Source organism: Amycolatopsis sp. NPDC021455 (assembly GCF_040640995.1).
Taxonomy (GTDB): Bacteria; Actinomycetota; Actinomycetes; order Mycobacteriales; family Pseudonocardiaceae; genus Amycolatopsis.
The window spans coordinates 156,879-170,491 of record NZ_JBFACT010000006.1; the positions used below are offsets into that span (position 1 = coordinate 156,879).

Below are 13,613 nucleotides of genomic sequence, written 5' to 3' on the forward strand. Positions count from 1 at the left end.
CCAACGGCGCCGCGATGTCATGAATGACTTTTTCCGGTCGTCCGGCGGCGGGAAAGAGTCATTCACGGCGGCCGCCGGGCATACTGATCATCGGACTCGGCGCGACCGGAGGGTGCGGATGGCCAGGCTGGTGGACCGGACGATCCTGATCGTCGGGGCGTCCTCGGGGATCGGCGCCCAGGTGGCGCGCGACGTCGCGGGCCACGGCAACCGGGTGGCCGTGGTCGCCCGGCGGGCGGCGGAGCTGGCGGCGGTCGCGGCCGACGTCCGCGCGGCGGGGAGCCCCTGTCTCGACATCGTCGCCGACGCTCTCGACCCCGTGGCCGCGGCGGCGGTGGTGGCGCGGGTGGCGGCGGAGTTCGGCACGGTCGACGTCGCGCTGCTCAATGCCGGGCAAGGGCCGGACATGGCGATGGCCGAGGCCGGAGTGGCCGACGTGGCCCGCGTGATGGCGCTGAACTACGACGTGACGGTGAACTACCTCGTCCCGTTGATCGCGCAGCTGCGGCGGCAGGGCGGTGGCCTGATCGCCCAGACGAATTCGCTGGCGGGGCTGATGGGCATCCCGCGTCAGGGTCCCTATTCGGCCGCGAAGGCCGCCGTGCGGACTTTGCTCGACGCCGCGCGGGTCGAGCTCGCTCCGGAGGGAATCCGCTTCACCTCGCTCTATCCCGGCTTCGTGGCGACCGCGCGCGTCAGCGCCGACGGGTTGCCGAAACCCTTCCAGATCAGCGAAAAACAAGCCGCGCGCCACGTCGTGCGGGCGTTGCGGCGGGAACCGGCCAACGCGTCCTTCCCCTGGACGACGTCCGCGCTGGTCCGGTTCCTGCGGGTGCTCCCCGCGCCGGTTTCCGGCGCGGTGCTGCGAAAACTGGCCGGCCGCCGAGAGCCGGACGGGCTCAGGGCAGCTGGCCGCCGTAGTCGGGGAGCTTGAACGTGCGTTCCGCGTGGCCGCCGGCCAGGTCGGAGTCGTTGTTCCCGATGTTGGCGACGATCGTGTAGCCCTTGGCCTCGATGTCCGCCCGCGCCGCGGTCTTGTACTTCTGCAGGTCGAACAGGTCGCCGAGGCCGGTTTCGTAGACGTCCGCGTACTGGTAGCCGACCTTGGTCAGGTTGTAGCGGGTGATCCAGTCCTCGAGCTTGAGGCGGCCGGTCACGAAGAAGACCGTGGCGCCGTGCTGGGCGGCGTACTGGGCGACCCGCAGGACGGGGGCCACGGCCGGGACGTCGGCCAGTCCCGGGTGGTAGTTGCTTTCCAGTGACGTGTTGTCGATGTCGAGCACGACCGCGGGGCGCCCCGAGCCGGGCAGGCGGTCGCGCAGGTACGCGGCGGCCTGGTCGGTGACCGCGGTGACGTCGGCGATCCACGTCGAGTAGGGCGGCAGAGCCGCGGCGGCGGCCTGCGGAGCGGTGGCGGCGGCGGCTTGGCCGGGCAGGGTGAGCAGCCCGGTCAGCACGGTGCCGGCCACGGCAAGCGGGACAAAGGCGCGGAAGCGGGGCATCGATGCTCCTCATCGTCCGAACTAAGGCGAAACTTGTTCACGTTCGCGCGAGTAACCTACCGCCGCGTAGGTACCTGCCGAAAGCGGCAAGGGAACGATCGGCGCTGCGCCGTCCGCCGGGCCGTGGCGACGATCGGACGCGGCCAACAGGCCGCCGACCGTCCCGGTACGGGTAGGGTTCACCGTTCTTGGCCGACTGGCCGGACGAGGATCTCGTTGACGTCCACGGTGGCCGGCTGGCCGACCGCGTAAAGCACGGCCCGGGCGACGTCGGCGGGGGCGAGCTTGGGGTCGCCCGCCCGTTCGGGCGGGATGCCGCCGGTGTCCACCAGGCCGGGCTGGACCAGCGTCACCCGGACGCCGGTGCCGACGCATTCGGCGCGGATGGACTGGGCCAGGCCGGTGACGGCCCATTTCGTGGCCGAGTACAGGTTGCCCGGCCGGACTCCGCGGCCGGCGGCCGAGCCGGTCAGGACGAGGTGACCGCCGGAGGCGACCAGGGCCGGGAGTGCGGCACGGGCGGTCAGCGCGGGGCCGTAGACGTTGGCGAGCACCATGTCCCGCCACTGGTCCGGCGGTGCGCCGTGGCGGCCGAGGAACGAGGTGACGACACTGGTGCCGGCGTTGGCGAAGGCCACGTCGAGCCGGCCCCACGTGTCCTGGACCCGGGTGACGAGCTCGCTGAGCCGGGCCCAGTCGGTCACGTCGCAGGAGACCGGCCACGCCCGGTCGGGCCCGCCCAGCCGGGTGGCGAGGCCGGCCAGGCCACGCTCGTCGCGGGCGACGAGCACCAGGCGGTAGCCGGCTTCGGCGGCGAGCCGGGCGGTGGCGGCTCCGATGCCGCGGGAGGCGCCGGTGATGAGGAACACGGGATCGGTCACGGACGCAGGCTAGCCAACGACCCCGCAATGGTCTAGACCATAGGAGTCCTGTCGCCCCAGCGAGGAGAACCCGTGGACTTCACCACCGACTTCGGCACCGCCGTGCGCGAGCACCTCCGCCTGGTCGAGGACCGCAACGCCGCCACTCTCGACACGGTGGCCCGCCGGCTCCTCGACGTCGTCCGCACCGGCCGGCTGGTGCACGCCGCGGCCGCGGGGCACGGCCTGGCCGCGGTGCTGGAGACCTTCTACCGCGCCGGCGGGCTGGCCTGCGTGCGCCCGCTCTTCCACCCCGGCCTGCTGCCCCTGCACGGCGCCCAGGCCAGCACCCAGCTCGAACGGGTGCCCGGGCTGGCCGCGACGCTGGTCGCGCAGGCCGGTGTCCAGCCCGGTGACGTCGGAGCCGTCTTCTCCAACTCCGGCGTCAACGCCTTCCCCGTCGAGGTCGCCGACGAGCTCAAGCGGCGGGGCGCCTACGTCGTCGCGTTCGCTTCCCGGCCCCACATGGACAACGCCCCGGCGCGCTCCTTCGCCAAGCTCGGCGAGCTGGCCGACGCCGTGCTGGACACCGGCATCCCGCCCGGCGACGCCGTGGTCCCCACGCCCGGCGGGACGACCGCGGCCCTGTCCACCCTCTGCTCCACGTACCTGTGGAACCTCCTGCTCGTCCGCTTGACCACCGTGGCCGGCGACGTCTCCCTCCCCCTTTGGCAGAGCTCCAACCTCCCCGGCGGCGACACCGCCAACGAGCGGTACCTCGACCACTACCGGGCGCACGTGCCGGCGCTCTGACGGTTTCGCGTTGAGTCTCCCCCAAGGGGAGGCGGCAGGCTGGGGGCATGGACGACGAGAACCTCCTCACGATCGGGGCGCTGGCCGAGCGGACGGGCCTGTCGGTCAAGACGATCCGGTTCTACTCCGACAAGGGGATCGTTCCGCCGACCTGCCACAGCCCGGCCGGCTACCGCCTGTACGACGTGGCCGCCCTGGCGCGCCTGGAACTGGTGCGCACGCTTCGTGAGCTGGACATCGATCTGGCCACGGTCCGGCGCGTGCTGGCCGCCGAGACCTCGCTGGCCGAGGTCGCCGCGGCGCACGCCGCGGCCCTCGAGGCGCAGATCCGGGCGTTGCGCCTGCGGCGTGCCGTGTTCGCGGCGGTCGCGAGCCGGAAGTCGACCCCTCGGGAGATGGATCTGATGCACAGACTGGTGAACCTGTCCGACGCCGAACGGCGCCGCTTCGTCCACGATTTCATCGACGACACCTTCGGGGGTGTCGACGCCAACCCGGCCATGGTGGAACTGCTGCGGTCGACCATGCCCGAGCTCCCCGAAGACGCCACGCCCGGACAGGTCGAGGCGTGGATGGAGCTCGTCGAGCTGGTCCAGGACGACGACTTCCGGGCAGCGGTGCGGCGGATGGCCCAGTACCAGGCGGCCCAGCGCGCCGACGGGGACACCACGGGCCTGCACCACGACCTGACCGAGACCGTGCGCGAGGACGTCGGCCGGGCGCTCGCGGCGGGGATCGCCCCGGACTCGGAGCAGGCCGGTGGCGTTGTCGCCGCGCTCACCGCACGCTACGCCGAGACGTTCGGCAAGGCCGACGACAACCGGCTGAAGGCGTGGATCCTCGACCGGCTCGAGGTCGCCGACGATCCGCGCGTCACGCGGTACTGGCAGCTGGTGGCCACCATCAACGGCTGGCCTCCGCTCCCGGACCCGGGGCCGGTGTTCACCTGGTTCGGCAAGGCCCTGCGCGCTCGTCTCGGCTGAACCGGGACCCGGCCGGATTTTTCCGGAGCCCGGTGTCGAATCCCCGAGGAGCCGTTCGTGGAGGAGGTGAGCGGCCGCCACGAGGGCGCCGCCGAGGAACCGCAGGAGATGAGATGTCGCACCCGGAGCCCGTCGCCCGCCGCATGTTCGACCTGGTCGAGCCCATCGGCATGCTGCCCTACTTCGCCGGCGAGTCGGACGAGGCCCTGATGGCGCTGGGCCTGCGCAACGTCTGGGACGCCTACTTCGCCGGCCGCGCCGCGCCCTTCGGCCCGGCGATCCCGGCCGAGGTCGTCCACGCGGTCTTCTACAACTTCGCCCCCGGCGAAGTGGCCCGCCACATCCCGCGGATCTGGGACCTGACCACCCCCGAGGCGGCGCTGGCCGCCCGCGAGCGGGGCTGCGTCGCCGGGATGCGGCGGATCCTCGGCGAGCGTGCCGACGACCCCGCCGTCACGCGCGCGGCCGACCTCCTGCTCCGCGCGGCGACCAGCGCACCGATGGAGGGCCGCGCCCTCTACGCGGCCCTGCGCGCGCTCCCGGTCCCGCGGGAGCCGCTCGCCCGGCTGTGGCACGCGGCCACCCTGCTGCGTGAGCACCGCGGCGACGGCCACATCGTCGCGTTGCTGGCCGAGGGCATCGGCGGGACGGAGGCCCACGTGCTCCACGCCCTGTCCACCGACGTGCCCGCGGAAAAGTTCGGCCGGCTCTGGCACCTCCCGGCCGCCCAGCTCGCCGCGGTCATCGACGGCATGCGCGCCCGCGGCCTGGTCGGTGCCGACGGCTGGCTCACCGCCGAGGGCCGGGCCGCGAAGGAACGGGTCGAGGCGATGACGGACCGGCTCGCGGAGGCGCCGTACCAGGCGTTGGACTCCGGCGAGCTGGACCGGCTCATCGCCGACCTCGGACCGATCTCGGCCGCCCTCAAAGCGGAGTTCCCGTGGTAGCCGCCGGGAAAGGGGGCACGGTTCGCTACCGTTGCCGCGGTAGGCGATGTCCGAAAGGAAGCTCACGTGGTGCGCATCGGGATCACCGGTCACGCCAACCTGACCGACGCGACCGCCGGGCTGGTGGCCGGTGAGCTCCGGAGGCTCCTCGCGGGACACGCGGGGCTCGTCGGAGTCACCTGCCTCGCCCGCGGCGCCGACCAGGTGTTCGCGCGAACCGTCCTGGAGCTGGGCGGGACACTCGAGGTGGTCCTGCCCGCCGCGGACTACCGGGACCGCGAGGTCGAGCCGGACAACGCGGCCGAGTTCGACGGCCTGCTGGCCGAGGCGGCCGTCCACACGATGCCCTTCGCCGAATCCGGCGGTGCGGCCTACCTGGCGGCCGGCGAACACCTGTTGTCCATTGTGGACAAGCTGGTCGCGGTCTGGGACGGCGGTCCCTCCGGCGGGCTCGGCGGTACCGCGGACGTCGTCGAAGCCGCACGGAAGCGGGGAATGGACGTCACCGTCGTGTGGCCGGAGCGGGCCGCCCGGGGCTGAGGGCGGGGCGGGCGAGCGCCGGGGCCTGGCCGGCGCTCGCCCGCTCGGTCAACGCCGGGGCGTCACCGTGTTCGCCACGACGAGCGGGGCGAGCTGCACCCAGTCGACGTTCGGTCCCCACGCGGCCGGGTTGCCGAAGGTGAGCGCGCCACCCTTCGTGGTCAGGTCGATCGGAGAAGTCTCCGGCCAGAACCCGTCCCACGTGTAGTTGTGGCGGTAGGGGGCGCGGGTCACCGTGCCGCCGGCCTCGGTCGCCACCAACGTCCGGGTGATCGTGTCCGTGTTGTACGGGTGCCCGGTGTTCTTCTCCGCCTGCGCGTAGGCGACGGTGAGGTCGTACTGACCGGGGCCGCCGGTGCGCGGGATGGTCAGCGTGCCGCCGTTGCCCAGGTAGCCGACGTAGGAACCGCCGGACGCCCACGGCCCGGTCGCGGTCGTCGCGCCACCCGCGAGCCGGCCCGACTCGGCTTCGACGCGGACCGCGTTCCGGTCGGCCGCCGCGTCCCGCACCTGCGTGAGCGTGCCCGCCACCAGCGGGGTGCGGCCCTCGTTCGACAGGACTGCCTCGGTGACCCCTGCCTTGAGGAACACCGTGGTGCTGCCCGACCGGACGCCGATGCCGGTGGCGGTCAGGTCGCCGCCCGCCACGCGGCGGCCGGACAGCGTGAGCCCCAGCGTGCTGCGGCCGGCACCCGCCCAGGACGTCGACAGGCGGTAGTAGCCGTCTTCGGCGGCCGACAGGTAGGTCGTGACCTTCTCCCCGGGCGCCAGGACGACCGCGCCGGGCGCGACGACCTGGAGCGCGGCCGTGCCGTGGTCGACCGTGCCGCCGGAGCGGCGGGCGTCGGCGAGCGGGTACTCCGCCCGTTCCGGGCCGGTGACCTCGGTCAGGTCGAACCGGTCCAGCGTCACGTCGGACGAGCCGCCGAGGAACCCGTTCGGATCGCTGGTGCGCACCGAAATGCGGTGCTTGCCCGCGGTCAGCGTGAGCGGCGTGTCCAGCCGGCCGCGGTAGGTCCAGTTCAGCGTGGCCGGCAGGGTCAGGGTGCGGACGTAGGTGTCGTCGACGTACAGCGCCAGCCGGCCGACGAAGGCGTTGGTGCCGTAGAAGACGCCCAGCCGGTACGCGCCGTCACGCGGGGCGCCGACGTCCACGGTGACGCGGGAGGCGGGAGTGTTCATGGACCCGACGTCCTTGCCGCCCGACGTCGTGTAGCGCATGGCCATGTCCCACGAACCGGACCCGTCGTCCTGGACGTAGACCTGGGCGTTCTCCACGGTGCCCGCCTCGGCTTCGTAGCTCGCCTGCCACGGCGCGGTCGCCACGGGCGGCGCGCCGAGCCCCGCGGGCGTGACGACCACCTGGTACGCGGCCAGCGGGTCGCCGCCCGGCACGGAGATCGTCGCCTTGCCGTCCCGCACGGTGACCCGGGACGCCGCCACGACCGGCGGCTGCTGCGCGTCGCCCTCGTAGCCCGACCAGGTCGCCTTGGCGATCCGGACATCCACCCGGTCGCCGAAGACCTTCCGGTCCAGGCCGGTCAGCGCGACGTCGACCGCGTCCGCCGTGCCGCCGAGCAGGACGGTCGCCTTGCGGTCCGTGCGGTCGAGGGTGGCGAGGCCCTGCAGCGAGTTCCGGGTATCTGGCCGCGGCGGCGTCACGCGGACCGTGTCGCCGGACAGGTCGGCGTACCACTTGGTCAGCCACCAGCCGCCGTTGGCGCGGCCGGTGCGCACGGCGTTGTCGCTGAGGTTGCCCGCCAGCGACCAGTACGCCAGCTGACCGTCCACTTTGGTGTCTTCGAGCATGGTGATCCACTGGATCAGCCGCCCGGGCACCGAGGTGTCCTGCCGGTCGGTGTACTCGTTGATGGTGATCGGCCGCGGCGGGATGCCGAGCGAGCGTTCCATGGCGCGGTAGTCCGCGTAGTGCCCGCGGTAGGTGGCCGGTGAGTCGGGGCTCAGTTCGTGCCAGGTCGCGATGTCGGGCAGGACGTTGTTGGCCTTGGCGTAGGTGAGGAACTCGCGCAGGTGGTCGGGGCGGTACCCGGTTTCGCCGATGCCGGCGATCCGCGCGTTCGGCAGGACCGCCTTCACCACGCGGTAGACCTTCGTCCAGTCCGCGAAGAACTGCTGCTTCTTGTTCGCCCAGTCCGAGTACCAGTTCCCGTCCGGTTCGTTGAAGATCGTCCACACGAACCGGTCGCGGTCCGGTCGCTTCGCCACCTTGTCCAGCTGGGGCTCGAGACGCGCGATGTAGTCGTCGACGCCGAGATCCTGGTACGGCCAGCGGCTGTAGACGTCCTGGGCGTAGATGTGCACGTCGGTGCCGCCGGCGGCGAAGAAGCCGTCGGCCACGGCCAGTGCGTCGCCGTTGGGGTGCTGCTCGCCGTCGGGTGCCTTCTGGGAGATGGTCCGCGGGTGCATCCCGGCGATCAGGTCCTGCGACGGCACGCCGGGGTCGCCGAGGCCGTAGAGGATGCCCGTGGCACCCCCGTGGAACGCGCCCGTGGACGCGCCGAGGTCGACGCGCAGCGTTTCGGTCGCCGCGGCCTGGGCTGTGGCCGGGGAAAGCGTGGTGAACGCGAGGACGGCGACGGCCGCCCCCGCCAGGATTCGTTGTCGCATCAGCACTCCGCTTCGCTGGGGAGGGGGTTCACTTGACGGCGCCGCTGGTGATGCCCGAGATGATCTTCCGCTGGGCCACGGCGAGGACGACGATCAGCGGCAGGCTCATCAGCACCACGTAGGCGAAGATGAGGTGCCAGTTGTTGAGGTAGAGCCCCGCGCTGGCGACGCGGAACAGGTTGAGCGGCAGGGTGTCGAGCCGCCCGCCGACGACGAAGAAGGCGTAGAACACGTCGTTCCACACGTACAGGCAGATGAGGATGGTCGCGGTGGCCAGCGCCGGTCGCAGCAGGGGGAGAACGATGCGCCGGAACACCGTGAGGGGACTGGCCCCGTCGATCTGGGCGGCTTCTTCCAGCGACACCGGGATGGTCCGGACGAACCCGGTGACGAAGAAGATCACCGTGGACAGATAGATTCCCAGGTAGACACCGATCATCCCGATCGCGCTGCCCGCGAGGCCGAGCTGCCGCAGCAGGAGCACGACGGTGACGACGGCCGGCGGCAGCACGATCCCGCTGATGCCGAGTGCGTACAGGACGGCGTTGAGCCGGGTCGCGCGGCGGGCCAGCACCCACGCGGCCATGGAGCCGAACGTCAGCACTCCGGCCACCGTGGGCACCACGATCAGCAGGCTGCCGAAGAACGCCGCCGGCACCTCGCCCTGGACCCAGACTTCCCGCAGGTTCCCGAAGAGCTGCCAGTGGCTGGGCAGCGAGAGGTTCGGATTGAGCGCTTCGCCCTGGGACTTCCCGGCGGTCACCACGACGAGCCAGAGCGGGACACCGATGAGCGCGAGGACGAGCGCGGTGGTGACGACCGGCTGCAGCTTCGTCCAGAAACGCGCGTCGGACAGGCGGGCGGTCACAGGATCTCCTCTCGCTTGCGCAGGGTCCGGATCACCGGGAAGGCCAGGAACGCGACGAGCAGGAACAGCACCAGGCTCATCGCGGTCGCCTGGGCGAACAGGCCCTGGCCGAACGTGCGGTAGATGAAGATGTTGAGGATCTCCGTGGTGCGGGCCGGGCCGCCGCCCGTGGTGGCCTGGACGACGTCGAAGCCGTTCATGGACCCGAGCAGCGCGGTGGCCACGTTGAAGGTCACCGCCGGCGCCAGCAGCGGCGACTTGACGACCCAGAACGTGCGCCAGCGCGAGGCGCCGTCGATGCGGGCGGCTTCGAGGATGTCCTCCGGGACCGTCTTGAGCCCGGCCAGGTAGATGAGCATCGACAGGCCCATCCACTTCCACGCGTGGATCAGCGCGACCACGACGATCGACCAGGTGGTGTCGCCGAGCCAGGCGTAGTCGAACGTCCGCCCGAGCACCGCGCCGATCAGCTCGTTGAGGCTGCCGTGCGGTTTCAGCAGCGCCTGGAAGATGTAGCCGACGGCGAGCGCCGACATCAGCACGGGGATCAGGAAGAAGATCCGGGCGAGGCGGTTGAGCCGGTTGTCGCGTTCGAGCAGGACGGCCAGCGCGAACCCGAAGAGGTTCTGGAAGACCGCGACCAGCACCGCGTAGACGAGTGTGATCCGCACCGCCCGCAGCAGCGTGCCGTCGGAGGCCAGCTGGGTGAAGTTGTCCAGCCCCACCGGCTTGATCGAGCTCTTGAACCCGGACCAGTCGGTGAAGGCGTAGACGAAGTTGAACAGCGTCGGCAGGAAGAAGAAGACGAGCAGGATGGCGAACGCGGGCGCCAGGAACCACATCGGGTGCGTCCGCTTGCCGTACGTGCTCGTGCGGCGGGCGCCCGGCCGTGGAGCGGGCCGGGTGACCGGCCGCTCCACGACGAGCGTGCGTTCTGCGGTGGACATCAGAAGCCCGGGGCTCCGGCCGCCTTGGCCAGCTGGGCGAACTGGTCCTGGGTGGCCTTGGCCACCTGGTCCGGCGTCATGGTCCCGGCGATCATGTCGGCGAGGTTGATGTAGAGGTCCGGGTTGGCGACGGCCAGCGCCTGCATCGAACCGACCGCCGTCGGCAGCGACTTGTGGACGTCGAGCAGAGCCTGCGGCACGCCCGGCGGGTTCGCGACCGACGGCTCGAGGGAGACGGTCTTGCGGTCGGCGACGAACCCGGCGTAACCGGGGCCCATCCAGTACGCCAGCAGCTGCCGGGCCGCGGCTTCGCGCTTGGCGTCACCGGTGCGGAAGGCGACCAGGGCGTTCGACTGGTCCGGGATGAAGGTGCCGATCTGCCCGGACGGCGCGATCGGGAAGAAGCCGATCTTCTTGTCCAGCGTCGCGGTGTCGGCCTTGGCCTGCAGCTGGCCGAAGAACGAGTTGACCTGCACGGCCATGGCCGCCTTGCCGTCGAGCAGCGCGGCGCTCTGGTCCTCAAGCTTGGCGGTCTTGATGTCCGCGTTGAACAGGCCCTCGTCGATCAGCGCCTGGTACTTCTTGATGGTGTCGAGCACGACCGGGCTGGTGAAGGTCTCCTGCTTGCCGTTGATCTTGTCCCACAGGCCGTTCTTGGCGGCGTCGGCCAGCTGGACCTGCACCCACCATTGCGTCGCCCAGCGGTCGCCGCCCATCTCGAAGAACGGCGTGACGCCCTTGGCCTTGAGCGCGCGGGCCGCGGTGACCATGTCGTCGAAGGTCTTCGGCGTCTCGGTGATGCCGTTGGCGGCGAAGACTTCCTTGTTGTAGTAGACGCCTTCGACGGCCGGGCTGGTGATCAGGGCGGCGTAGCGCTTGCCGTCCAGCAGGCCGGTGATGTCCTTCAGTTCCGGCGCCAGCTTGGGCAGCCACGGCGCGTCGTCCAGCGGCTGGAGGTTCGTCTTCGCGTTGATGGCGGTCAGCATCGAGGAGGTGGGCTGCCAGAAGGCGAGGTCCGGCTTGTCACCGGTGGCCACCTTGGTCTGGATGCTCTGCTCGTACGGGTCGGGGATCGTCACGACCTGGACGGACGCGCCGGTCGCCTGCTCGAAGGCCGCCACGACCTGCTTGGGCACGGTGTTGCTGTTCTGCGCCGCCCAGACGGTCAGCTTGACGCCGTCGAGCTTCGCGGTGGGGTCGGCCCACGTGGCGGGTGCGGCGTCGGCGGGGGCGTTCGCGGACGGGTCGCTGCAGGCGGCGAGGCCCAGCACGAGCGCAGCGGCGGCGACGGCGCTGATCCATTTCTTCATCGGGGTGATCCTTCGGTGGGGGAGGGGTTAACCGGCGACGATGCGGAAGAGCCGCGCGGACGCGGTGGTGTGCGGGGTGGGGGTCAGGGTGAGGGAACCGGTTTCGGTGTCCCATTCGACGGTCCAGGCGGGCAGGTCCCGGGGGTAGCGTGCCTCGATGTGGACGTGCTGGGATCGCAGGTGTGGCAAGGACAACGTCACGGGCCCGGCGTCGTCCCCGCGCCGCCACACCGCGAGGTGCGTGACGTCGCCGGAGCGCAGGGCCAGGCTCAGCCACGGATCGCTCCAGCCGGGCAGGCCCAGCGGCCACAGGGGAACCGCAGCCGTCAGTCCTTTTCGGATTTCGCGGTACACCTCCACCGCGGCGCGCACGGAAGCCTGCTGGTCCGCGGACATGAGGTCAAGCCGTCCCGAAAGGTAGAAGCGGCCGAGCAGCCCGGTGCACACGGTGTAGGCGAAGTCCTCGTCCGGCATGTCCGGCTGCGGGTAGGCCCAGCTGGCCGACTGCTCCGGCAGGACCGACAGCGGGGCGGCCACGGCGATCGGCGGGTAACGCAGGTAGTCCTGCTGGTCGCTGGTGGACTGCAGCTGCATCCGCGACAGCATCGCGTAGTCCATGCGCATGGCGCCCGACGCGCAGTTCTCGAGGATCAGCCCGGGATGCCGGTCCAGGACCCCGTCCAGCCACGCCAGGTGCGCCCGGTTGCAGGCGAGCAGGCCCGCGCCGACGCTGTCGGCGGCCAGGTCGGTGCCCGCGCCGGGATCGACGTTGTAGTCGAGCTTGAAGTAGCCGACCCCGAGGTCTTCGACGAGCCGGTCGACCACGCCGTCCAGGTGCGCGACGGCGCCCGGGTGCCGCAGGTCCAGGACGTACCTGTCGTGTTCGACGAGCCGGACGCCGCCGCGCTGCAGGAAGGCCGCGTCGGGCAGCTTGTCCGCCATCGGGCTGCGCACGCCGATCACCTCCGGTTCCAGCCACAGGCCGGGCACCATGCCGCGCTTGCGGATCCGGGTGAGGACTTCTTCGATCCCTCGGGGGAACCGGGTTTCCGAAGGCTGCCACTCGCCGACGCTGTCCCACCAGCTGGTGCCGTTGTCGTACCAGCCGGCGTCGATGCAGAACACCTCGGCACCGGCCGCCGCGGCGGCGTCGATCAGCGGGAGCAGCTTCTCCGTGGTGGGGTCGCCCATCAGCGTGTTCATGTAGTCGTTGAAGACGACCGGCAGCCTGGACCGGTCGAGGTGCGGGCGGACCAGCTCGCGCCGGTGCGCGGTGAGCGCGGCGACCGCACCGGCCAAACCGTCCACATCGGACACGGCGACCGACACGGGAACGGTGGTGAAGGATTCGCCGGGCTGGAGGGCCTGGTGCCACTGGTGGTCGATGTCCGTCGGCCCGAGCAGGGCCAGGTACGCGCCGTCCCGGCGTTCGCCCACCTCCCACCGCCAGGCGCCGTTGTGCTCGACCTGCCACAGCCAGGCCTGCCCGGTCCGGCGGTCGGCGAGCCCGCCGGTCGGCAGGTGCGTGCCGGTGGACCAGGTGCCGGTGCTGACGGCGGCGAACCGGCCGCGGCCGTCCTGGCCGTGCAGCCCGAGGTTGAGGTCGGGCAGGACGTCGTCGCGCAGCGGCCGGCGGGTCCACCGGCTTTCGCCGAGCCATTCGCTGTCGGCCCGGAGCAGGTCGACGTCTTCGACGCGCGCGCCGGGGAAGCCCGCGGCGAAGGACGTCACGCCCTGCAGCAGCACGGGTTCCGGGCCCTGGTTGGTCACCGTGGTGGTGATCCGGCAGGCGGCGACGCCGTCGACCGAGCGGAACGACGTCCGCGCGGTCAGCCCGGTGCGCTCGTCGCGCAGGTCGACGTGCAGTTCGCGCCACTTCCCGTCCTCGCCCCGGACCGAGCCGGTGTAGACCAGCCTCCGTCCGATCGCGGTCTCGGAGAACCGGTGCGAAGCACGGGCCCGGCCTTCGCCGGCGACCAGCATTTCCACCAGCGGCTGTCCCGCCCGGAGGCGGTTGTGGGCGCCGCCGGCGGTGAGGCACCGGAGGGCGACCGGGCCGTCCGGGGACACGTCCACGACGAGTTCCAACGCCGAGTGGCCCCAGGCCAGGGTCGTGGCCGACTCCGTCGAGATCACCGTTGCTCCCTATCACGCGGTTGTCGTTTCTGCTGTTCACGGCATATGTGACCGGTCACAATCGCAGGCCAGCAGTGTG

At 71.6% G+C, this 13,613-nt stretch carries 12 protein-coding genes; 5 read left to right on the plus strand and 7 right to left on the minus strand.

The window, feature by feature from the left end:
• Positions 1 to 118 precede the first annotated feature (118 nt).
• Complete coding sequence (locus AB0G28_RS11800) at positions 119 to 934, plus strand: SDR family NAD(P)-dependent oxidoreductase (protein ID WP_361086637.1); 816 nt, start codon at positions 119 to 121, stop codon at positions 932 to 934.
• Here the strand turns inward: AB0G28_RS11800 and AB0G28_RS11805 are convergent.
• Together AB0G28_RS11805 and AB0G28_RS11810 are read right to left on the minus strand one after the other, a co-directional pair.
• On the minus strand, positions 900 to 1,502 hold the full coding sequence (locus AB0G28_RS11805; protein ID WP_361086640.1) for an HAD family acid phosphatase: 603 nt from the start codon (positions 1,500 to 1,502) through the stop codon (positions 900 to 902). The genes AB0G28_RS11800 and AB0G28_RS11805 overlap by 35 nt on opposite strands.
• A 179-nt stretch (positions 1,503 to 1,681) precedes the next feature.
• Positions 1,682 to 2,383, minus strand: a complete 702-nt coding sequence (locus tag AB0G28_RS11810) for an SDR family oxidoreductase (RefSeq protein WP_361086643.1) — start codon at positions 2,381 to 2,383, stop codon at positions 1,682 to 1,684.
• A 72-nt stretch (positions 2,384 to 2,455) separates the two neighbouring features.
• On the opposite strand from AB0G28_RS11810, the gene AB0G28_RS11815 reads away from it, so the two are divergent.
• From AB0G28_RS11815 to AB0G28_RS11830, 4 genes are all read left to right on the plus strand, one after another.
• Complete coding sequence (locus tag AB0G28_RS11815) at positions 2,456 to 3,175, plus strand: sugar isomerase domain-containing protein (protein ID WP_361086646.1); 720 nt, start codon at positions 2,456 to 2,458, stop codon at positions 3,173 to 3,175.
• A gap of 47 nt (positions 3,176 to 3,222) precedes the next feature.
• On the plus strand, positions 3,223 to 4,158 hold the full coding sequence (locus AB0G28_RS11820; protein WP_361086649.1) for a MerR family transcriptional regulator: 936 nt from the start codon (positions 3,223 to 3,225) through the stop codon (positions 4,156 to 4,158).
• Between the two features lie 113 nt (positions 4,159 to 4,271).
• Positions 4,272 to 5,105 carry a MarR family transcriptional regulator gene (locus AB0G28_RS11825; protein ID WP_361086652.1) on the plus strand — a complete coding sequence of 278 codons (834 nt, stop codon included), beginning with the start codon at positions 4,272 to 4,274 and terminating at the stop codon, positions 5,103 to 5,105.
• A 66-nt stretch (positions 5,106 to 5,171) separates the two neighbouring features.
• Entirely contained in the window at positions 5,172 to 5,645 is a 474-nt protein-coding gene (locus AB0G28_RS11830; RefSeq protein WP_361086655.1) for a hypothetical protein, read from the plus strand.
• 48 nt (positions 5,646 to 5,693) lie between these two features.
• Here AB0G28_RS11830 and AB0G28_RS11835 read toward each other — a convergent pair whose 3' ends face one another.
• Genes AB0G28_RS11835 through AB0G28_RS11855 form a run of 5 tightly spaced genes read right to left on the minus strand, consistent with a single transcriptional unit; the run spans position 5,694 to position 13,534 of the window.
• Entirely contained in the window at positions 5,694 to 8,273 is a 2,580-nt protein-coding gene (locus AB0G28_RS11835; protein WP_361086658.1) for a hypothetical protein, read from the minus strand.
• Between the two features lie 28 nt (positions 8,274 to 8,301).
• Positions 8,302 to 9,141 carry a carbohydrate ABC transporter permease gene (locus AB0G28_RS11840; RefSeq protein WP_361086661.1) on the minus strand — a complete coding sequence of 280 codons (840 nt, stop codon included), beginning with the start codon at positions 9,139 to 9,141 and terminating at the stop codon, positions 8,302 to 8,304.
• On the minus strand, positions 9,138 to 10,088 hold the full coding sequence (locus tag AB0G28_RS11845; RefSeq protein WP_361086664.1) for a sugar ABC transporter permease: 951 nt from the start codon (positions 10,086 to 10,088) through the stop codon (positions 9,138 to 9,140). The genes AB0G28_RS11840 and AB0G28_RS11845 overlap by 4 nt, the downstream gene beginning before the upstream one ends.
• A complete protein-coding gene (locus AB0G28_RS11850; protein ID WP_361086667.1) occupies positions 10,088 to 11,398 on the minus strand; it encodes an ABC transporter substrate-binding protein in 1,311 nt (436 codons plus the stop codon). The genes AB0G28_RS11845 and AB0G28_RS11850 overlap by 1 nt, the downstream gene beginning before the upstream one ends.
• Before the next feature lie 27 nt (positions 11,399 to 11,425).
• Positions 11,426 to 13,534, minus strand: a complete 2,109-nt coding sequence (locus AB0G28_RS11855; protein ID WP_361086670.1) for a glycoside hydrolase family 36 protein — start codon at positions 13,532 to 13,534, stop codon at positions 11,426 to 11,428.
• Between the last annotated feature and the right edge of the window lie 79 nt (positions 13,535 to 13,613).